Origin of the sequence: Anaeroglomus insulsum (assembly GCF_050689095.1) — a bacterium.
In the GTDB taxonomy this organism is placed as follows: domain Bacteria; phylum Planctomycetota; class Phycisphaerae; order Sedimentisphaerales; family Anaerohalosphaeraceae; genus Anaeroglomus; species Anaeroglomus insulsum.
In genome coordinates, this window is record NZ_JBOGCL010000001.1 from 256,049 (window position 1) to 277,622 (window position 21,574).

The window sequence follows — 21,574 nt, forward strand, 5'->3', positions numbered from 1 at the left end:
ATTCTGAGGTTTTTACTGCTTGCGTCCTATAACCTGTCATAATCTTGCACTATGGACCTTTTTTATGATTAAGTTCCCCTGGCTTTGGGCCGATGCATTAAAAGAATCATCCCCGGCAAGCAAATCGGCTATCGGGCATGATTATGATTTGGGATACGATGAATCCGCCCAAGGCAACACGAAGGATTCGTTGCAGTCTTTGTGGCGGTACAATATACGGGTTCGATACACAATGGCAGAACTACCTCCGACAGACACAGGGATCATCGCCTCCGGCCATGCCCCGACCCTGACATTTGTCTCTGATCGTCTAAACCTGACCGATACGGTTCGCACACGTCTTTCCGCACGTCAATGGTCCGGACGCTTGATTGACCTGAACGGCTTTTTTAACGCTCAGCCCGAGACCTTCAAACCGGGTGCAGTTCTGCTGGATGCCGGTGATGTCCACCTCATCAACTGGAAACAGCTTGACGACAAGATTCGCCGGCTGGACCAGGCCAACATCCCGGTCATTCTGCTCAACTGGCCGGTATCGATGGAATTCAGTCGTTTTCGCCTGGCCTCCAGAATTCGCAGTTCGTCCATCGAAGAAATCTGGGCTCGCATTGAATCGGCAATGTGCTTCGCCGCGGCTCTGGCCGAAATTCCCCAGCAGGAAGAACAGCAGCGTCAGCTTCAGGAGCAGCTCAAAATCGCCGGTGCCATCCAGCGGAATTTTCTGCCCCAGACACTGCCAGCTACCAACCGGGTTCGCTTTGCCCACATTTATTATCCCGCAGAGTGGGTCTCAGGCGATATCTTCGACGCTGTCCGCCTCGATGAGACTCACATCGGCTTTTACATCGCCGACGCGGTAGGCCACTCGGTGCCCGCGGCTCTGTTGACAATGTTTCTCAAACATACCACCGTACTGCGTGAAACACACGGCAATCAGTATCATATTTTCCGCCCCCGTGAGGTTTTGAACCATCTCAACCGGCAGATGATTCAGCAGCAACTCAAGGGTTGCCTGTTCGCCACTGCCTGCTGCTGCCAGCTGAATACGGATACCATGGAACTGTCATTCGCCCGCGCCGGCCATCCCTATCCGCTCCTGCTGCGTCCGGGCCAGACGCCACAGCAATTGCATAGCCGCGGGGGTCTGTTGGGCGTCTTTGACGAGATGGAATTCGAAGAGGTGCTGGTTCCGGTTCAGTCCGGCGACAAAATACTGCTTTACTCCGACGGCGTGGAACCGCTGATAGGCGAAGTAGATCACAGCGGCACATTCCGATTCACCGAGCTGTTTTTGAATCTGTGCGACAGCCCTGTGATGTCGATGATGTCTACCTTAGAAAATACCATCACGCGTTGGCGCCGCAGCGGGGCCGAAGTCGATGATATCACCCTCCTGGCCGTCGAAATTCTCTAATTTAACCTGCCGTTTGGGCACAAGAACCAAAACAGGCGGATCAATTGGCCCCTGTTATTTGTCATTATCGGACCTGACTGGTTTGCAGTTGTGGTGGATAACTCTCTTTTTGCTGATGATTTGGAGGCGTCAGAATTTAACTTTACAGGCCATCGCAATTTACCGATAATACTTCAGCCGCACTAAATAAGGTACTATTCTATTGATAAAGGACGCATTATGTGTGGAATTGTTGCGTATTTTGGCCAGAAAACAGCACAACCCATTTTGATTGAAGGGCTCAAACGTCTTGAATACAGAGGTTACGACTCCGCAGGCATCTGCCTTGTCGAAGAGGATCATTCGTTTCAGATCTTCAAGACCAGCGGCCGGATCAGCGCCCTGGAGGAATTGCTGCCCCGTCCTGCCAACACGGCCAGCATCGGTATCGGGCATACCCGCTGGGCTACCCACGGCAAACCCAATACCGTAAACGCCCATCCGCACGTCGATTACACCGGCAAGATTTGCCTGGTGCATAACGGGATTATCGAAAATTATGCCACGCTGAAAAAGTGGCTGCAAAAAGAAGGATGCACCTTCCAGAGTGAAACCGATACGGAAGTCCTGGCCAACCTGATCGGGTATTTTTACGCCAATCAGAAAACCAAAGATGGCAAACAGGCCCCCCAGAACTGCCATCGGTTTGAATGGGCAGTCCAGCAGGCACTCAATGAAGTCCATGGCACTTACGGGCTTGCGATTTTATGTTCGGATTGTCCGGATATGATGATCGGCGTCAAAAAGGGGAGTCCGCTGATTCTGGGTGTCGGCGAAAACGAATATCTTATTGCCTCGGACGCTGCGGCAATTGTCGAGCATACCACCCAGGCCATTTACCTGTCCGACGGCGAGATGGTGACTGTCGGCGATAACGGCTTTTATACCAAGACTATCAGTAATCAGCAGGTCCAGAAAGAACTCAAGGAAATTGAGATTTCGCTGGATCAGATTGAATTGGAAGGTTTTGACCACTACATGCAGAAGGAAATTGCCGAGCAGCCCAAGGCAATTGAAACCTGCTTAGGCGGTCGTATTGATCTGAAAAACGGGCGGGTGATTCTGGGCGGATTGCAGAATTATTTCCGCGAACTAACCCGAGCCAAACGCTTTATTGTGACCGCCTGCGGGACGGCGTGGCATGCGGGAATTGTGGGGGAGTTTCTGCTGGAGCAACTGGCGAGGATTCCCGTGGAAGTGGAATACGCCAGCGAATTTCGCTATCGCAATCCAATCCTGGAAGAGGGCACTGTGGTCATTGCCATCAGTCAGTCCGGCGAAACCGCCGACACGCTGGCGGCCATTGAACTGGCCAAGGAACGCGGCTCGCTGGCACTGGGAATTGTCAATGTCGTCGGCTCCACCATTGCCCGCACTACCGACGCAGGGGTGTATCTGCGTGTGGGGCCGGAAATCGGCGTAGCCAGCACCAAGGCGTTTACCGCTCAGGTCGCGGTTCTGGCCATGCTGGCGATTGAACTGGGACGCCGGCGTCATTTGAGCTGCGATGCGGCCCAGCAATTGCTCAATGACCTGGTTTTGATTCCCGACAAAGTGGCGTCGATTATGTCACAATCCGAGTATATCAAGCAGATTGCGGCGGCCAATATCGATAAACCCAACTGGCTGTTCCTGGGACGCGGATTTAATTACCCGGTGGCACTGGAGGGGGCGCTGAAGCTTAAGGAAATCAGCTATATTCACGCCGAAGGCCTGCCTGCGGCAGAGATGAAACACGGGCCGATAGCCCTGATCACCGACCAGATGCCGGCGGTGTTTATCGCGACTCGCTGCTCCCAATATGAAAAGATTCTGGGCAATATTCAGGAAGTTCGTGCCCGCGGCGGCAAGACCATTGTCGTGGCCACCGAAGGCGATGAACATATCCGCGCCTTTGCGGATCATTTGATTTATGTGCCCGATGTCTGCGAACCGCTGCAGCCGATGGTCACGGTGGTGCCGCTGCAGCTGCTGGCCTACCATGCCGCGGTGCTCAAGGGCTATGATGTGGACAAGCCCCGCAATCTGGCCAAGAGTGTGACGGTCGAATAAATTCTTTCTGCACATTCCAAAGGAGACACGATTTCTGAGCGAGTCGTGTCTCTTTTTTTATTGACAGAACATCAGATTCTCGGCTTGCCATCATCCATCTGGATGCTATAATACAGTACAGTGGTTATCAGAATCCCATACATGCATCATGGAATTTTCAGATTGGAAAACCAGAGACTCAGAAAGGAGCGTTGTGATGGGTCAACGATTCAAGATCTGGTCCTGTATTGTGCTGGGGGGCATCATGCTCAGCCAGCCGGGGGCAGGACAAGTTGCCCAGGACCAGATATCACTGGATTTTCGCGAGATCGTTCAGGCGGCCAAGGATAAGGTCTTTCCGGCGGTGGTGTATATCAAGTGCCTCAGCGAAAATCACGAAAGCGGCAAGAAAATCACCCAGGAAGTGGCCGGCAGCGGTACGATTATCTCCCCGGAAGGCGAGATTCTGACTAACTGGCATGTCGTGGACAAGGCCGTCGAAATCCGGTGTCTGCTGTACAGCGGTAAATCCTATTATGCGACTGTCATCGGGTCGGACAAAGACACCGACCTGGCCCTGCTGAAACTGGAACGCAAAAACGACACCACTGCCCTGCCGACGGCGAAGCTGGGGGATTCGACAGTCCTCAAGGAGGGCGATTTTGTGATGGCGATGGGGGCACCGTGGGGATTGTCCCGCAGTGTATCCATCGGGATTATTTCCTGTACCCATCGGTATCTGCCCGAAGGGGAATACAGCCTGTGGCTGCAGACGGATGCGTCGATCAGTCCGGGTAATTCCGGCGGTCCCTTAGTCAATACCAAAGGCGAAATTGTGGGCATTAACACACTGGCCCGACTGATAGGCGGTGATTTGGGATTTGCTGTCCCCAGCGAGACCATCCAGCATGTCGTGCCGCAGTTTCGTCAATTCGGCAAGGTCAACTGGAGCTGGCTGGGTCTGCAGCTTCAGCCGCTCCGGGATTTTAACCGTAATATTTACTTTGATGCCACTGAGGGCGTTATTGTTGCCGAGACCGACCCGGACAGTCCGGCTCGCAGGGCCGGAATTGCAGCCCGTGATCGAATTGTTCGTATTGATGGCAAGCCTGTCACAGCAATGACGGAAGAAGACCTGCCTGTGCTGCGGCGCACGCTGGGGCTGCTGGAAAAGGAAAAGGCTGTCGAGATTGAACTGGTACGTAATCAGGAAACGATCAAAGTCCAGCTGATTCCGACGGAAAAGGGCAAGGTTCAGGGCGACGAACTGGATTGCCCGCGCTGGGATTTCACGGTCAAGGCCATCAACCAATTTGAAAATCCTGACCTGTATTATTATCGCAAGGAAGGGGTCTTTATCTTCGGCATCAAGTATCCGGGCAATGCGTCCAATTCCAACCTGCGGCAGCAGGATATTATCCTGAAAATCGACGGGCGGGACGTCAAGACCCTGGATGATGTCCGGGCCATTCACGCGGAGGCCATTGCCGCCGTCCAGCAGAAAAATCGCTGCGTCTTCACGGTGCTGCGCAACGGCCTGATGCAGCAGGCCGTGCTGGAGTTTTCACGGGATTACGAAAAACATTGATTTGATACTCTTTTACCCAGGAAAGGGCTTCTATGAAACAGGTCATAATCTATGGATTCATTCTGACGGTGGGACTGCAGGGTTTGGCAGCAGCCGCTGTGTCGGATTCGGATATCATTCAACAGGTTCGACCCTCGCTGGTGCGGGTGGAATATACTCTGCGATTTGACAAGGGTGAAGCTCCGGAAGTGGCCGGCTGGGGACAGCGATGTCCTTCCTGCGGCCAGATTCACGGCTATGGCGACGCCAGCCAGTTGATTCGCCAGGAGCGTCCGCTGGAAGTGGCAGGCTTTGTGCTGTCGGCAGACAAGGTCATTACGCCGGATATTATGGTTCATCCCCGCTTTGTGGAAAAAATCCGTATTCGTTTTCAGGATGAATTGATCGATGCCAGGCCGGCGGCCTACCCTCTCGAACAAAGTGCCGTCATCCTGCAGCTGGACAGCCCTCTGCAGAAGGCCCGCCCAATAGTATTTGCCAAAAGCAGCGCCAAGGCCTTCAAGGTGGCATCCTATTCCGAGCAAAACGGCCAATGGAGCATCAGCATCGAAAAGATGCAGGAAGTGCCCACTTTGCGGGAAGATGGATTTTCCTATATCGCAGCAACGACGACTGGCCTGATTCTGGACCCCAACGGCATTGCCGCAGCGGTTTGCATGGGTCAGGCCCTGCCGGTCGATGGCTCCTGGCAGCAGTCGCCGCTGGACTGGCCGGCGATTTCGGCGGAGGAATTGACTCGAAAACTAACCGACTTTGAGAGTAAAATCAGCCGGGAAATCCTTCGCGTTCAACTGAACTTCCGCAGCCCACGGAACACCGAAGATAATTACCGGGGATACGGCTTTAGCGAAGAAGACAGCAGCGCCACGGAAATGAACAAAGCCGGGCTTTTAATCGACCCCAACCATATCCTGATTTTAGCTAAATTGCCGCCCAAGCAGACTGCGCGGCTGGAACGGGTCGTGGTTTATCCCCATAAAAGTCTGCCGGTGGAAGGCCGATTTGAAGGTTCGCTGGCTGATTATGGCGGACTGATAATCAGCCTTGATCGCCCGCTGCATAATGTCCAGACAGCCCTGTCACCCCACCCCATCATGGCATACGACCAGAAACTGCTGTTGGGGGCTGAGGTTCGGATTCAGGGGCAAAATAAAACCGTATATGTTCAGCAATATCGAATCGCCTCCTTTGCGCTGGGGTGGCGGCGGCAGCTTCAGCCGGAATTGCTCGGGGCGGTCAACAATCGCTATTTATTCGATCTGGAGGGACGCCTGGTCGCCCTGCCGCTGTCCCGACGAGAGAAAATCATGTCCGAGGAAGACCGCTGGATGTCGGAGTATAATCAGACCCTCACTGCGGTCTGTTATCTTGGGCCGGTTATGAAGGCTCAGGCGTCCAGCTTCGATGCGACCAATGTGCCGCTGGCGGAATCCGACGAAAATCGTATCGCCTGGCTGGGAGTGGAAATGCAGCCGCTGGATGCGGAACTGGCCCGGATTAACCAGGTATCCGCCTTGACCCGCGACGGCGAAATCGGGGCAATGATTTCGTATGTTTACGACAACTCCCCGGCTTCCCAGGCCGGGCTGGAGGTGGGCGATATTCTGCTTCGTCTGCATATCGACAAACAGCCCCGCCCGCTGGAAGTGGCCCTCGACGATTACGACCGCGGTTTCGGGGAAATGTTCCCCTGGGAGCAGCTCAGCGACCTGTCGGAAGACTATTACGACCAGCTGCCAACCCCCTGGGCCGACGCGGAAAATTCCGTGATTCGCTCCCTGACGGATTTTGGATTCGGAACGCATTTTCAGGCCGAGATTTTCCGCCAAGGCCAAGTGTTAATGAAGGAGATGGTGATTACCGAAAGCCCCTCCCATTATAACTCGGCCAACCGCTTCAAGTCTGAGGCCATGGGCCTGACCGTGCGCAACCTGACCTATGAAGTTCGACGGTACTTCCGCCTGACCCCGGATGACCCGGGCGTTATCGTATCCAAGATTGAACCGGGCAGCAAAGCCAGCGTCGGCGGAATCAAGCCGTTTGAGATTATTACCCATATCAACGATGCGCCGGTGGCGGATGTGGAAGCCTTTGAGAAGATGATTCAGTCCGGCGGCGAGCTGAAGCTGTCGGTCAAACGGATGACCAGGGGACGGATTGTCAACCTGAAGCTGGACGCTGCGGCCCCAACTGAAAAAACAGATGCTGCCAAAGCAGTTCAGCCGGAAACGGAAACAACCCCGGCACCCCAGCACGAGAAAGCATTCTAAAAAAAGAGGTCAATGATGAACCCCGTCAGATACACCGCACTATGTCTGGTCGCAGTGATGCTGTGCTCCCCTGCCTCGGTCTGCCGGGCGGCTGCTTCGGATTATTTTTTCATCCATGTCGTGGAGGAGCAAACCGGCCGGGGTGTGCCGCTGGTGGAGCTTCGCACAACCAGCATGATTCGGCTTTATACCGACAGCGGCGGCATGGCGGCATTTTATGAACCCGGCCTGATGGGACAAAAGGTCTTTTTCTTCGTCGAAAGCCCAGGCTATGAATTTGCCGCCGATGGTTTTGGAATGCGCGGAGTCGCCCTGGATACGCAGCCGGGCAAAACCGCTATCATCAGGATCAAACGAACCCAGATTGCCCAGCGGCTGTATCGCATCACCGGCCAGGGGATTTACCGGGACAGCATCCTGGCCGGACGGGAAGTGCCGATTGACCAGCCGCTGCTGAATGCCCAGGTCTGCGGACAGGATTCGGCCAACAATTGCCTGTATCAGGGCAAACTCTACTGGTTCTGGGGGGATACGGCACGAGTCAGCTATGGGCTGGGGCAATTTGCCACCTCCGGGGCTGTCAGTACCCTGCCGGAAAAAGGCGGACTTGACCCGGATAAGGGAGTCAACTTGACCTATTTTGCCGACGAATCCGGCTTCAGTAAAAAGATGTTTCCGCTCGACGGGCCGGGAATGGTCTGGATTGACGGCATCATCACCGTCAAGGATCCCCAGGGCAAACAGCGGATGCTGTGTCACTTTGCCCGAATGAAAGATCTGGGTTCATTCCACGAGCGGGGAATCGGGATTTTTAACGATAGCAAACAGTGCTTTGAGCCGATCCTGCGGGACACGGAACAGCTGATGCCTTATCATGCCTGCGGCCATGCAACACCGGTACTGGTCAACGGCGTTTCCTACTGGTATTTTACGATCCCCTTTCCGGCGGCGGTTCGAATGCGCGTTGAGGCCTTACTGAGCAAGGCCGGAGATCCCAATCAGTATGAGGTCCTGACCGCACTGGGACAGGATGCGGGACAACCCTCAAGCCGATGGATCGCCTTCGGCACACTGGCCGATCGTCTGGGCTCCAGGGCTGCTGCACAAAAGGCCCTTCGGAAGGAACATGAGGCCATGCACATGGTGGACAGCGACAGCAAAAAACAGATTACACCGCATGGCGGGTCGGTCTGCTGGAATCGATGGAGGCAAAAATGGATTATGATCTTCAATCAGTTCGGCGGCGACAGCTCAAATCTTGGGGAAGTGTGGTACGCCGAGGCAGACACACCCGTCGGGCCATGGACTGCCGCTGTGAAAATCATCACCCATAATAAGTATTCGTTTTATAATCCCAAACAGCACCCGTACTTTGACCAGGATAACGGCCGGCTGATATATCTGGAAGGAACTTATTGTACCACCTTTTCCGGAGATGAAAAACAGGCGACTCCCCGATATGAATACAATCAGATCATGTATCGGCTCGACCTGTCTGATCCGCGATTGAAATCATTGCAGCATACCCAATCCCCGGATTATAATCTGTCCGACCCGCAGGCCAGACCGGATTTGTCCATCTTTGGAAGTCCCGCGGGTCAATCCATATGAGGAAAAAACCATGATTGGAATTATCGGCGGCTCCGGACTGGGGCAGGCTATTATCGATCAGCTTACCGACGTACAGACAGAGACAGTCAAGACCCCCTTCGGCAGTCCCAGTGATGTGATACGTATCGGCAAACTGGGCAGCGGTCAAGCGGCATTTTTGAATCGTCACGGACCGGGGCATTGCTTCAATCCCTCGCGCGTGCCATACGCAGCGAACATCTTCGCCCTCAAAGAAATCGGCGTTACTGCCCTGATTGCCAGCGCTGCGGTAGGTTCCCTGCGGCAGGACTACGCCCCCAGGCAGTTGGTACTCGTAGACCAGTTCATCGACAAAACCTTCCGACGCCAAAGCACATTCTTTGACGCCCTGGGAGCAGTCCACTGCGAGATGGCCCAGCCCTGCTGCGGGCGACTGCGAAAACGGCTTCAGGATGCAGCCCAAAAAATCCATACGACGGTGCACCCGGCCGGCACGTATGTCTGTATGGAAGGCCCCCAGTTTTCCACACGGGCTGAGTCCATCATGCATCAGAAATGGGGCGGGGATTTAATCGGGATGACAGCTATGCCCGAGGCCAAACTCGCCCGGGAGGCTCAGATGTGTTATGCCCTTGTCGCTCTGGTCAGCGATTATGACTGCTGGCAGGAGCATCACGGCCAAACGGACAAGCAGCTGCTGCTCAAGGAAATTATCGGCAATCTCAATGCCGCCACCGACAACGCCATCAGCCTGATTAAGGCGGTGCTGGACACCCGCGACAGTCTGTGCGATGACACCTGCCCCTGTCGAAAAACACTGGAAATGGCGGTCTGGACCAATCCGAAGGCCATGGACCCGAAAATCAAAGCCCAATTATCCGTTTTATTCCGATAACGGTTTCAGACCGACGATACAGTTGATATACAGGCTGGATCCGTTCAACCTGGTGAATGGGATACAGGACAATGCAGAATCTCAGCGAACACCACATCTTTATTTTTCTGGTTCAGTTGTTCGTGCTGCTGGGCCTGGCCCGGGGGCTGGGAGAATTATTTCGCAAATGGAAGCAGCCGCCCCTGACCGCTGAAATCCTGGTCGGCATTCTGCTGGGGCCAACTATTCTGGGCCGATTCCTGCCGAGCTGGCAGCATGCGATTTTCCCGACAGACCCGGTTCAGCAGAATATGCTGGAAACCGTGGCGTGGATCGGCGTTTTATTCCTCCTGCTGGAAACCGGCCTTGAGATCGACTTTTCCTCCGCCTGGCGGCAGCGCGGCAAAGCTCTGGCTATCGCGTTGTGGGACGTCATTATTCCCATGATTATTGCCTTTATTCCCTGTTATTTTCTGCCGGACGCTTTTCTGGCCGACCCGGAACGCAGAATAATCTTCGCCCTGTTCATGGCAACCATCATGACCATCAGTGATTTACCGATTACCGCCCGGGCCATGCACGATTTGAAATTATCCAAAACCGACCTGGGATTTCTGATTATCTCGGCACTGTCGGTCAACGACCTGATTGGATGGCTCTTGTTCACACTGATCCTCGGCTTTTTCATGCAGACCGGCCTGAATGCCCTGCATATCATCCTGATTGCAGCTGCCACGATCGGCTTTGCTGCCTGTTGCCTGACCCTCGGCAGGACGCTGACCGATACCGCCCTGACCAAAATCAAGACAAAACAGCTCCCCCAGCCGGGCATCTCGCTGACATTCATCTGCCTGCTGGGGCTTTTGTGCGGAGCCATCACCCAGAAGATCGGCATTCATGCCCTGTTTGGATTTTTCATTGCCGGAATTATGGCCGGCGGCAGTAAGGCCCTTTCTGAAAATGTCCGTCAGATTATATCGCAAATGGTGTATGCGATATTCGTGCCGTTGTTTTTTGTCAATATTGGCCTGAAAGTCGATTTTCTGGGCAGTTTTAATGTCTTTCTGGTTTTGCTGATTACAGTCGTGGGGATTGCGGGCAAATATTATGGTGCCTGGCTGGGAGCCGTTGCCACCGGCCTGCCCAAATCCAATCTGAACTCGATTGCCATAGCTCACACCCCCGGAGGTGCCATGGTCATTGTGATCGGAATGCTTGCTATGGAAGACCGGCTTATTACCGAGCCGATGTTTGTGGCCATTGTTTTCAGTGCTGTCGCGTCGTCAGTGATCCTCGGGCCCTGGCTGGGGTATTCCCTTCGCAAACGACGGGAAATCAGCATTCTTGAATACTTTTTCCATCGGGCCATCCTTCCCCGAATGCAGGCGGTAACGCGTGAACAGGCGATACAAGAGCTTTGCGTCCTGGCAGCAGGCATTGACGATTCGCTGGATATCGAAGACCTCTGCCGGCATGTGCTTGAGCGTGAAAGCACCATGGGCACGGCTATGGAAGAAGGGATAGCCATTCCCCATGCACGGCTTGCCGCAATAAAAAGCCCGATCGTTGTGTTTGGCAGATCCCTGGAGGGGATCGAATGGAATTCGCCCGACAACAAGCCGGCCCGGCTGATCTTTTTAATCCTGACTCCCGCCTCGGATGACGATGTGCAGGTACAAATCCTGGGCTTGATTGCCCGCGTGATAAGCAATCCTCACATTCGACAGGATATCATGCAGTGCGAAAATGCCAATGAAATCTGGGCTATTCTGCATACCGCATTTACCCCCCAGGTCATTATCCGTAAATAATCCCCGGACTCTTTAACACCCTCTGCTTAATCGGCATTAAGTTCTTTTTTGATTGCCTCAATATCCAGCTTGCGCAGCATGGCGGGCAGTTCTGTCCAGAGAGGATGAAACCCAAATCCGCCGTGGGTCATTTCACGAATGGCACGATCCCGGTTCCATTCCTGAATGATCGTCCGGTATGCTGCGACCATAACGCCAGTCCGGTCAGAGCCATGCTGACAATGAACAAACACCGGTGCCGCATTGGGGTCGGCGGCTATGCGTAAAAACGCCAGCACCTTGTCCGGCGTCACCTCCCAGGTATCCATCGGAATCGGCTTATAATCCAGTCCCGTTCCGGCCAGCAGGTCCTCATCAGAATGGTGGCCCCGCAGATTAACCACCGTCTTGATACCCAGTTTTTTGAGGTTCTCAAAGCCTTCTCTGGTCGGCTGGGCACCACGATACAGGGAGTCGCTGACTTTGTGCAAATTGGAACAGCCGGGCAGATCAAACCGCACGGCATGATTAGCAGCCAGAGCTTTCTGCACCTCCGGCCCATTCGGGTTGGCGGCGGCATGGGCAATCCGTAATGATGCAAAATGCGGATCGGGGGAAATGGGCTTCAGAAACAACCAATAAACATAAAACGCCAGTACCAGTACAATAAATACACAGGCCAGCACAAGCTGCCGCGGCTTAAACGGTGATTTGATTTCTTTTTTTCGCACGTGCAGTTTCCTCGCTTATTTTTACCCGGTATAATACCTCATAAAAGGCAGATTATACACATTTTGATTATCTGTGTAAATCCTTGATTTTCTATCCATTTGGTGATTAAATACCGGCTATGTTTAAAACCGTAACAATTGTTGGCGATGGAGCAATGGGCAGTGTATGTGCGATGCTGTTGTGTGAAAACGGTATCCGGACAACCCTGTGGGGATTTGATGCTGCGCAGCTTGCCCAGATTGCTGAAAAACAGGAAAATATCCGATTTCTGCCGGGTTATCCGTTGCCAAAAGAATTACAATACGAAGCGGATGATGCAAAGGCACTGGCCCATGCGGAAATGATTGTTTCCGCGGTCCCCTGTCAATATATGCGGGGTATCTGGACCCGGCTCAAACCGCATCTTCCGTCCGGAGTGCCCATTGTCAGCACCACCAAAGGGATAGAAAACAAAACCCTGCTTCGTCCGACCGAAATTTTAAAGCAAATTTTGAGTGATAGCCATCCGCTGGCAGTCCTTTCCGGGCCGACGATTGCCGACGAGCTGGCTCGCAAACTACCAGCCTCCGCAACAGCCGCTTGCGCAGATGGCAAACTGGCCAAACAGATCCAGCATACCTTTAATACCTCCATGTTCCGCGTTTATACCAACGACGACGTGGTTGGCGTGGAACTGGCCGGCGCAATGAAAAATGTTATTGCGATCGCCGCCGGCATCATCGACGGCATCGGCGCCGGCGACAACGCCAAAGCCGCTCTGCTGAGCCGGGGATTGGCCGAAATTGAACGGCTCGGTATTGCAATGGGGGCCAAAGAGAAAACGTTCGCAGGATTATCGGGCCTTGGCGACCTGGTCACCACCTGCGTGTCACCTAAAGGCCGAAACCGTTCCTTCGGAGAGCGTATCGGCAAAGGGGCATCGGCTGCCGAAGCCCTGGCCGCGACACATAGTGTTGTCGAAGGTGCGGCAACCTGCGAATCCGTCCTGGGACTGGCCAGACAATATCAGGTTGAAATGCCGATTACCGAGGCTGTCTATGCCATTATTCACGGTCACAAGAGTGTGCATAGGGCCTTGGCCGATTTGATGAGTCGTCAGCTGAAAGCCGAATAATCCCTCAATTTTGCCCCCGTGATTCTGACGCTCAACGACATTGTTCGCCACCGACACAGCGATGGTCCTGGTCGATCCATGCTGTGGCCAACCTCGCAGCACACAAAACTGATTCGGTATATTTCCCCGATTCAATACCAATCCTCTTGACAAAATCACGACAAATTGCAATGATATTGTACAGAAATAATCAAAGGCCTGTGTGTCTGCGGGTCAAAGGGATGCCCTGACGAGGATGATTCATGAGCGCCGAAAAGTCGCAGGTCAAAGGATTGGATACAGTTGCGGTTTTTTCATTTACCCCGCAGGGGCAATGTGAAATTCAGAACGATTTAGCGGTGTTGAATGGTCTGGGCAGAGACAAGGCCCTGTTTTTGCACCGGTGCCTCGAATTAACCTGGCAAACCGTACAAAAATACAACCCCCAGGCTTTTGCCCATCTTAACACGCGTAAAATTCGTCTGCGCGTCAGCCCGGCGGTTCCGATGGCTCCAACCTTGATGCCGCACGAAATTCTGTTCAATACCCGGCTGCTGGACTTCAACCCCAAAGAGCAAGTACAGCGGGAATCCTTTCTTATCGGCTGCCTGGCGATGGTGTTGTATCATCTGTGTCATGCCGATTTGCATATCAGCTGCATTCACCATGCTGCATTGCAATTCTACAAGGCCCACAAGGTCATTCTGGAAGCCAGCATTCGTCAACTGGATGCATTTGCCGACGATTCGACTTTAAGCTATCTGCAAAATGTCCTGGTTCAGCTGGATACCATTTCATCCCTTCAGGAATTCTGGACCTATTTCGGAACAACGGCATCTGCAGTGGAATTTTTAAAATTCTCGCAGGTGGACTCAGATAAACGCCGCCCCCACCTGCGGTCGATTGTGATACATGAAGCAACGCTGTATGCCGAGCATCGAAAATTCAATCTGACCGCTGTCAAAAAATTAGCCGCCGGATTTAAACATCTATTCTTTGATGCCGGAACCATTGTTGTTCTGTACGAGTTGAAAAACCAGCTCATGCAGGCCGTACGGCTGGCACCGGACCATTTCGTCGATGCCATGAGTACCGATGCCGCCTGCCAGAGTGTCCGATATAACGGAGTCCGCACCGAGATTTTCCACGACCATGGACCGTTTATCAGGCCGTGGATTGAACGCCTCAAAGCCCGTGCCGCAGACCCGGCGCTGGACGAACTGTCCCGTATGCTGATTTCCGACCACGTCCATACAGTCAACGCAGCCATCGATGAACTGGTTCGACGCATCCGCCTCAAACAAAATCCTCAGGAATCCCTGCGACTGCTTTATGCGGGTCTGTATTACTGGTTTCACCCGAATAAAGGCATCAGCCGGTCGGTGTGTCTGCGCATCAGCAAAATTCTGGAAGATTTACTGACGGAGCGTCCGCCGTTTTTCCCGACTGCCCGCATCAATCGCAGCTTTTTCCGCGGAGAATCTCCGACGGTGCGTGTCCATTTCAGTAAGCCCGCCCGTATCAGCCTCAAGCATATTCAGGCCCGGATTCAATGGTCAGTCAACGGTCACCGCAAGAAACCTGTGGCAATGGTTCTTGACAAACAAGCCAGCACGGGAGAAAAACTGGTCTTCGAAGCCCACCTTCCCGGCAAAAACGGATGGATTCATTACTCCGTCCAAACGTCCTTTGATGACGGCAAAACCTGGCAGTTCGAAAAGTTTGACGAAAATTCCCACGGCCTGCTCAAACGCGTCGCTGATGAACGCGGCCAGCGTGTCCTGAGCCTGTACGCCGATACCTTTAACCTTAAACTGGATGACAACATGCGTCCTGTGCGGGATGAAACCGGCGCCTTTGTCTATGGGACCTTTGACGACCTGGCCGAACAGCTTGCCTCCATCAAAAAAGAAGGTTACACCCGTATCTATCCGCTGGGAGCTCTGGAACTGGGCTGGGCTGGAGAAGCCGGCCCGGACCCGTCGGTCTTTTCCATCTGGGACGGCCGCACCGTCCGGCGAGACCTGGGCGGCCTTGAAGCCCTGCTGCGGCTCAAACAAAAAGCGGATGAACTCGGCATGAAAATCCTGCTGTGTGTGCTAAGCCATTTTTCACGCGCGTGGCATAGCTGGCCGTATGCCATGCCGGTTTACATTGCAGGTCCCGACGGCAAATTGACCCGTCGGGCCGGCTGGGATGGGGAATGGGACGAATGGCTGGACAGCTTCATGGTCAATATGCGGGACCTGGATAATGTGGAATATCTGGTCGATGTCTGTACGGACCTGACCCGAATGGGATTTGGACTTCGTATCGATGTCGGTCACGGCTTTGACACCGTTTTCCCCGTGCGCCCGGACCTGGCTCAGATGCCCAAACTGCTGGGCGAAGTGACCGTCAAGGGATTTGAGCCGATTGATCTGCGCGGCACCAATGAGCCGAACATTGCTCTGATGTATATTGCCTACCGCGTCCAGAAAGCCGTTCCCGGTGCTCTGCTGGCCTACAGCGAACAATGGCACGCCAACGAAGTCCGCATGATTAAATCGGCAACCATTCCCTACAATGCCATCATCAAAAATCTCGAAAATATCCGCAGCGGTCAGGCCGTCCACAGTCCGCTGGGACTCAATAACAATCTCGACTATCTTCAGCGGCTGCTGCACCGCTACGGCGGCCAAACCCTGTCCCTGTTCAACAGTCACGACGAGGAATCCCCTGCCAGCAATTACCAAAACATGATTTGGCCGGCGGCAGCCCTGCTGGTCTTCAGCAGTTACGGCCCGATTATGTACCATATCAGCCGATTGCCAGGCCCCGAGGCAGGTTCATTCTCCCGCCGATTCGATATGGCTTATACCGAATGCTGGAAGCACTGGGTCAACAACCGCTTTTCCCATCCCTGGTACGACGAAAACCTGGCTCGCCAGGATATCCTGAATCATTATCCTTACCTGCGAGGCTTCGGCACCTACCTGCGAGGACTGTTCGCTTTTGCTGATGAACATCCGGCACTGACCAAAGGCACGCTGACCCCCATTGCTACCGGCAATGGCCGTATTGCCGCCTTTGTCCGCAGCTACCAGAAAGAAAAACTGCTGTGCGTCTTCAACTTCCCCAACCCGATGCTCGACGGCCAGCAGGCCCTGGCCCGCACCTACAATTTCCGCCTTCGCAACGCCGATACCGGCCAGCCTGTCGAAGGCATAGAATTCGGCGAATTCTATGAAATGCGGGAACGCTACAACAACGTTGAAGGCAAAATGCGATGGGGACAAAAGGAATTCTGGTCCGGCCACGAATTGCTCGAACTGGGATTCGGCGGTGTCATCCAGCCGGTTTCCAGCAGTGTCTTTGAAATCGTCTCCAAGGAGCAGGCCATCCAGGAAAAACAAGTCCTCTTTGATTCGTTCCGGCGATTCTTCCGGTACGGCCGAGCCGATCGCATTCGCCATTGCTATGTCGCCCGTGTCTTTTCGGAATGCTGCCATCCCGAACGGGCCGACTTTGACCGTTTCAGTGAGCTGTTCAGCCTGCTGATTCACTGGTCGATCAAAGAAAACGATTTCGGTGCCGCGTCCGTCGGCCTGCTGCTGCGGGAAATCAGCGACGCCAACCCCTCCGTCCGCCAGGTAGTCATCGACTGCCTGATGCGGATTGCCGTCAATGAAAAAGACCGATTTGACAAAGACCTCACCCGTGCTGCGGTCGATATCCTGCAATCCATCGCCATCGGAACCATCGTGCTGGTTTCGCCGGAGTCGCGTTTTAGCGGGGCTTCCGGCGGCGTCGGCATCTATACCACCGACATCGCTGATGTGCTCAGCGAACTGGGCTTCCATGTCGTACTGGTAACCCCCTTGTACGAGAAAAACCGCAAACAGATCCTGTCCCATTTTGCCCCGAAATTCGAAGGCCACCAGTTCTCCATCCAGTTTCCGGATTTCAACGACACCACCCAGACCACATCACCGGGAAAAGTGGAGATTGTCAACATCCTGCGGGCCAACCTGCTCCGCCGCAAACACGGCAAACGTGCCCGTATCGAAGTCCTGTATCTGGAAAATGCCGCCTATCTGGACGCCCCCTACAGCGGCACGACCGGCGAAGACAAAATCCGCCGTGCCCGCGTCCTGGCACAGGGCACTCTGGAAGCCCTGCGGGCCTATAATTATTATCCTTCGATTATCCAGACCAATGAATGGCCGTCCTGGCTGGTTGCCGCCTTGATGACCACCTGGAAAGAATACCGTGACGACCCGCATTTCGCCCAGACCAAAGTCGGCAGCATGATGCACAACCCGCATCCTTCCTACGGAATCACACTCAACGAGGCCAATCCGGTCAAACGCAATTATTACTGCAATGTCCTGGGGCTGGACCCGCGATTCCACTACGATCTGGCCGTCAATCGCTACAGCCCCCACGGTCATCAAATCGATCTGATGCATACCATGCTGCGAAGCTCTCATTTTATCGGCACCGTCAGCCGGGCAATGAAAGAGCGTATGCTCAAAGAAACCTGGCTGTTTGATCACGTCTGGGAATTTGCCGAAAAAGAACGGCTCGGGATGTTCTTTGCCCGACGCAATGGATTTAATATGGCCGCACGTCAGCGATTCTGGTTTGGCACCAAAAAAAGCCTTGTCGAAACCTGGCAGCCTTCCGCACGCCGACGCCTGTTTTATAAATATTATGCCGCCAAGAAAACGGCCAAACTGGACCTCCAGAATAACCCCCATATCCGGCTGACACCCGACAGCGAAAGCCTGGACCATGTCATCTTCGGCATGCTCCACCGCATCAGCAAACAAAAAGGCTTTGAACTGCTGGTTGACTGGAAAGTCTATACTGACGGCCCAAACCGTTACGTCCGCCACGAAACCTGGAACATGAACGGCAATACCGTTCTGGAACATTTTCTCCAGTCCAATCCGCGCATTCAGTTTGTCATCTGTGGACGGGTTGAAGACAGCCCTGACGGCAGACGATATGATGCTCATCTGCGGCGAATTGCGTCACGTCCGGACATGGCCGGGCGATTTGCCTACTATCCCGAAGGCAATCTCACTCCGGACCTGTACCGCAATCTCTACGTGGGATGCCAGTATTTTGTCATGCCCTCCGGCGGCGAAGTCGGCGAACCCTGCGGCATCAGTCAGCAGGAAGCCCACGCCGGCGGAACCCCTGTGATCGCCCATCATCAGGACGGTCTGCAGCATACCGTCTCCGACAATGATTTCGGGGACAAGGACTATCCTGCAAACGGCATTAAATTTACCGGCTTCAGCGGTGAAGGGCTGCTGGAAGCCATGCTCGACGCCGTGGAAATCTATTATCACGGACGACGCAGACTCTATCGAGACGCCGATGGAAAACCCAAACCCCTGGATTACGACGACCTGGTATTCCATGCATTCACGCGAGATCATCGCTGGATTAAGCCCTTGCGGGATTATATCGACATGTTCGCCAAGGTGCTGGGGACTGCGTTGCCGGTCCATCTGGACGCGCTGCGGCTCATTGAGGAAATCGCTTACACCGAAGACGGTGAAACCGGGGATGTACTGCTCAAATACGGATTATCAACCGAACAGGCCATCCTTTCTTTGATTGCCGCCATGGGTTGTGATGTCGCTTCGGTACGGCGTGCAGCAGCACGAACACTGGTCAGACTGGCTCAGACCCTCAAAAATCCATTCCTGTCCGAAGCCCTCAAACAGCTTCGCCAGGCCATGGATTCTCAGGACAAAAATCAGACCCGGCTTCTGGAATGGTGCATGGAAAATATGGCGTAATCACCGCTTCCCCCTGCCCGCAGCACACTAAGGCAGGGCAGCATTCCAGTGGGGAGGCTGTTCGCCCAGCAGATGACGCACAAAGAAATCCCATCGCTTGCGATTGCCGAACCAGTCGCCGGAGGTATGCCCCGCCCCCGGCAATACCACCAGTTCGAATTCCTTTTTGGCCTTAATCAAGGCATCGGCCAGTCGAAACGTGGATTCCGGCGGAACATTATCATCCAGCTCGCCCACCATCAGCAGCAGATGTCCCTGTAATTTGCCGGCATGGGTAATATTGGACTGCTGCTCATAATGCGGCCCGACCGGATAGCCCATCCACTGCTCATTCCAGTAGGACTTGTCCATTCGGTTATCATGGCAGCCGCACGAGGAAACAGCAACCTTGTAAAATTCCGGATAAAACAGCACCGCCCCCGTGGAAGATTGCCCCCCGGCACTGGTTCCGAAAATGCCAACCCGATCAATATCCATATACGGATACTTCGCCGCTGCCGCCTTGATCCACAAAATGCGATCCGGAAGCCCGGCATCAGCCAGATTCTTCCAGCAGACATCGTGAAACGCCTTGGAGCGGTTTCGCGTCCCCATTCCGTCACACTGGACAACAATAAAACCCAATTCCGCCAGCGACTGGTTGGCATCATAATCCCGCCAGCTTTTGGGCACATACGAATCCTGCGGACCAGCGTAAATATCTTCGATGATGGGATATTTCTTCGACTCATCCAGCGTACGCGGACGCCAGATAACCCCCCAGATATCGGTCTTGCCGTCACGACCTTTGGCACAGAATGGTTCCGGCCCCCGCCAGCCGGTCTTGAACAGCTCCTCCGCATCGGCTCTGTCCAATTCACAAATCAGATCCCCATTGTCCGCCTTGCGAAGTTCATGTACCGGCGGCATATCGACACGGGAATAAGTATCGATCAAAACACGCCTGTCAGGCGAAAACTGTACGCTGTGCGTCCCATGTCCCGGCGTCAGACAGACCAGCCCGGAACCGTCAAACCCAATCCGATAATACTGGATATAGTATGGGTCGCGGTCTGCCTCCATCCCTGAGGCCTTGAATTCAATCGTCCGGGCTTTTTCGTCCACCCGGACAATCTCCCGCACAATCCAGTTGCCTTGGGTAATCTGATTTTTCAATTGCCCCGTCTTGCTGTCATACAGATACAAATGCCGCCAGCCGTCCCGCTCTGACGACCAGATAATCTCATCGGTGTCCTGCAGATACTGCGGCTCGACGGGATTGTAATTGATATTCACAAAGGTCTCCGACCGCTCATCAATAATCACTTTCGATTGGCCGGTCAGCGCATCGACCCGCACCACCGTAAGCCGCTGATGGCTGCGATAAGGATGCTCAAAGAGAAAACTCTTGCCGTCTTTGGCCCAGCGAATCCGCGGCACACCAAACGCATCCCACGGCTGGTCATCGACCTTGATCCGCTCCTTGGTCTCGGTGAAAAACAGATTCATCTCCAGAATGTCATAGCGATCCCCCGGCAGCAGGTAATCATTGGAATGCAGCAAAGCCCGCCCGCCGTCTTTGGGCGAGGATTCGATCCGATAAACCGGTTTGTTCTCACCAGGCTGAATCTGATAGGCCACCAGAACCTTGCTGTCTGGTGACCAGCTCGGCCAGCCATAGTAATGGTTTGGATCACCATCATGACTGATTCGAAATTCACGGCTGTCCCGGGTGGATTTCAGATAGAGATTGTACTCCTTGGTCACCGCCTCCCAGGCCCTGTCAGGCGACAGAGTACTGTTATTCTGTCGGGGTCTGCGATTTCTCTGCCAGGGACGCCCAGGAGGTTCGGGCTCTGATTTCTGGTCAGCCACGGCTTCCCCGCCAGGGGTCTGGCATTCATACGTCTCCAGATCAAACCGCCACCGCCTGCCTTCCAGGTAAAATTGCAGAATCTTTCCTCCTTCAAGCAGCTCAATCGTATCAAATGGCAGGTTCTGCCCCACATAGGGCTTTGATAAAACCGTCGAAAGCACCTCCGCCAGACGCTGATGATCAAACGCCGGGCCACGGGTCCCCTCACGGCAATCCACAAGAACAAACTCCTTGCCTTCTTTCAAGTTATTGCGATACCAGAACTTCTGATTCTCATCAAACCAATTGGGCTGGATGGTCTTTTTGAAAACCTTGTTGGAAGATGCTTCCCGGAGCGTTTCAGCCCGCTGATAATCCTCGCGTGAAATCGCAAACGAAGAAGCACAAATCCAGAGCATAAAAACGACGGACGCCAATATCCTCGCAATAATACTGTTTTGCATAATCTTCACCTGTTTTGCCTTGTATTGGTCCTGCATCGAAACACCTCCTGTACCACA

The 21,574-nt window shown here is 53.9% G+C and carries 11 protein-coding genes; 9 read left to right on the forward strand and 2 right to left on the reverse strand.

Features of this window, described 5'->3' with window-relative positions; all coding sequences use genetic code 11:
* The first annotated feature begins 64 nt into the window (after window positions 1–64).
* The 7 genes from ACQ9LF_RS01095 (at window position 65) to ACQ9LF_RS01125 (ending at window position 11,617) form a co-directional block, all read left to right on the forward strand.
* Window positions 65–1,414, forward strand: coding sequence for a PP2C family protein-serine/threonine phosphatase (locus ACQ9LF_RS01095; protein ID WP_462487511.1), 1,350 nt, complete (start codon window positions 65–67; stop codon window positions 1,412–1,414).
* Between the two features lie 219 nt (window positions 1,415–1,633).
* A complete protein-coding gene (gene glmS, locus ACQ9LF_RS01100; RefSeq protein ID WP_462487512.1) occupies window positions 1,634–3,505 on the forward strand; it encodes a glutamine--fructose-6-phosphate transaminase (isomerizing) in 1,872 nt (623 codons plus the stop codon).
* Between the two features lie 196 nt (window positions 3,506–3,701).
* Window positions 3,702–5,072: a trypsin-like peptidase domain-containing protein gene (locus tag ACQ9LF_RS01105; protein ID WP_462487513.1), complete on the forward strand. Its 1,371-nt coding sequence runs from the start codon at window positions 3,702–3,704 to the stop codon at window positions 5,070–5,072.
* Window positions 5,073–5,104: 32 nt separating this feature from the next.
* On the forward strand, window positions 5,105–7,342 hold the full coding sequence (locus ACQ9LF_RS01110; RefSeq protein WP_462487514.1) for a PDZ domain-containing protein: 2,238 nt from the start codon (window positions 5,105–5,107) through the stop codon (window positions 7,340–7,342).
* A 12-nt stretch (window positions 7,343–7,354) separates the two neighbouring features.
* The gene (locus ACQ9LF_RS01115) at window positions 7,355–8,953 is read left to right on the forward strand and encodes a hypothetical protein (protein ID WP_462487515.1); all 1,599 of its coding nucleotides are present in this window, start codon (window positions 7,355–7,357) and stop codon (window positions 8,951–8,953) included.
* A 10-nt stretch (window positions 8,954–8,963) separates the two neighbouring features.
* Entirely contained in the window at window positions 8,964–9,827 is an 864-nt protein-coding gene (mtnP, locus tag ACQ9LF_RS01120; protein WP_462487516.1) for an S-methyl-5'-thioadenosine phosphorylase, read from the forward strand.
* Window positions 9,828–9,898: 71 nt separating this feature from the next.
* Entirely contained in the window at window positions 9,899–11,617 is a 1,719-nt protein-coding gene (locus tag ACQ9LF_RS01125) for a cation:proton antiporter domain-containing protein (protein WP_462487517.1), read from the forward strand.
* A 26-nt stretch (window positions 11,618–11,643) separates the two neighbouring features.
* Here ACQ9LF_RS01125 and ACQ9LF_RS01130 read toward each other — a convergent pair whose 3' ends face one another.
* A complete protein-coding gene (locus tag ACQ9LF_RS01130; RefSeq protein ID WP_462487518.1) occupies window positions 11,644–12,327 on the reverse strand; it encodes a fused DSP-PTPase phosphatase/NAD kinase-like protein in 684 nt (227 codons plus the stop codon).
* A gap of 119 nt (window positions 12,328–12,446) precedes the next feature.
* Here ACQ9LF_RS01130 and ACQ9LF_RS01135 point away from each other — a divergent pair, with 119 nt between their 5' ends.
* Window positions 12,447–13,442 carry an NAD(P)H-dependent glycerol-3-phosphate dehydrogenase gene (locus ACQ9LF_RS01135; protein WP_462487519.1) on the forward strand — a complete coding sequence of 332 codons (996 nt, stop codon included), beginning with the start codon at window positions 12,447–12,449 and terminating at the stop codon, window positions 13,440–13,442.
* A 242-nt stretch (window positions 13,443–13,684) separates the two neighbouring features.
* Window positions 13,685–19,219: a glycogen/starch synthase gene (locus tag ACQ9LF_RS01140; protein ID WP_462487520.1), complete on the forward strand. Its 5,535-nt coding sequence runs from the start codon at window positions 13,685–13,687 to the stop codon at window positions 19,217–19,219.
* Window positions 19,220–19,246: 27 nt separating this feature from the next.
* Here ACQ9LF_RS01140 and ACQ9LF_RS01145 read toward each other — a convergent pair whose 3' ends face one another.
* Complete coding sequence (locus tag ACQ9LF_RS01145) at window positions 19,247–21,517, reverse strand: S9 family peptidase (RefSeq protein ID WP_462487521.1); 2,271 nt, start codon at window positions 21,515–21,517, stop codon at window positions 19,247–19,249.
* Window positions 21,518–21,574: the final 57 nt, after the last annotated feature.

What these genes read in the sequence shown, in the direction of transcription:
- ACQ9LF_RS01095 (WP_462487511.1), top strand. Translation starts at nt 65, where the DNA reads ATGATTAAGTTCCCCTGGCTTTGGGCCGATGCATTAAAAGAATCATCC.
- glmS (WP_462487512.1), top strand. Translation starts at nt 1,634, where the DNA reads ATGTGTGGAATTGTTGCGTATTTTGGCCAGAAAACAGCACAACCCATT.
- ACQ9LF_RS01105 (WP_462487513.1), top strand. Translation starts at nt 3,702, where the DNA reads ATGGGTCAACGATTCAAGATCTGGTCCTGTATTGTGCTGGGGGGCATC.
- ACQ9LF_RS01110 (WP_462487514.1), top strand. Translation starts at nt 5,105, where the DNA reads ATGAAACAGGTCATAATCTATGGATTCATTCTGACGGTGGGACTGCAG.
- ACQ9LF_RS01115 (WP_462487515.1), top strand. Translation starts at nt 7,355, where the DNA reads ATGATGAACCCCGTCAGATACACCGCACTATGTCTGGTCGCAGTGATG.
- mtnP (WP_462487516.1), top strand. Translation starts at nt 8,964, where the DNA reads ATGATTGGAATTATCGGCGGCTCCGGACTGGGGCAGGCTATTATCGAT.
- ACQ9LF_RS01125 (WP_462487517.1), top strand. Translation starts at nt 9,899, where the DNA reads ATGCAGAATCTCAGCGAACACCACATCTTTATTTTTCTGGTTCAGTTG.
- ACQ9LF_RS01135 (WP_462487519.1), top strand. Translation starts at nt 12,447, where the DNA reads ATGTTTAAAACCGTAACAATTGTTGGCGATGGAGCAATGGGCAGTGTA.
- ACQ9LF_RS01140 (WP_462487520.1), top strand. Translation starts at nt 13,685, where the DNA reads ATGAGCGCCGAAAAGTCGCAGGTCAAAGGATTGGATACAGTTGCGGTT.
- ACQ9LF_RS01145 (WP_462487521.1), bottom strand. Translation starts at nt 21,517, where the DNA reads ATGCAAAACAGTATTATTGCGAGGATATTGGCGTCCGTCGTTTTTATG.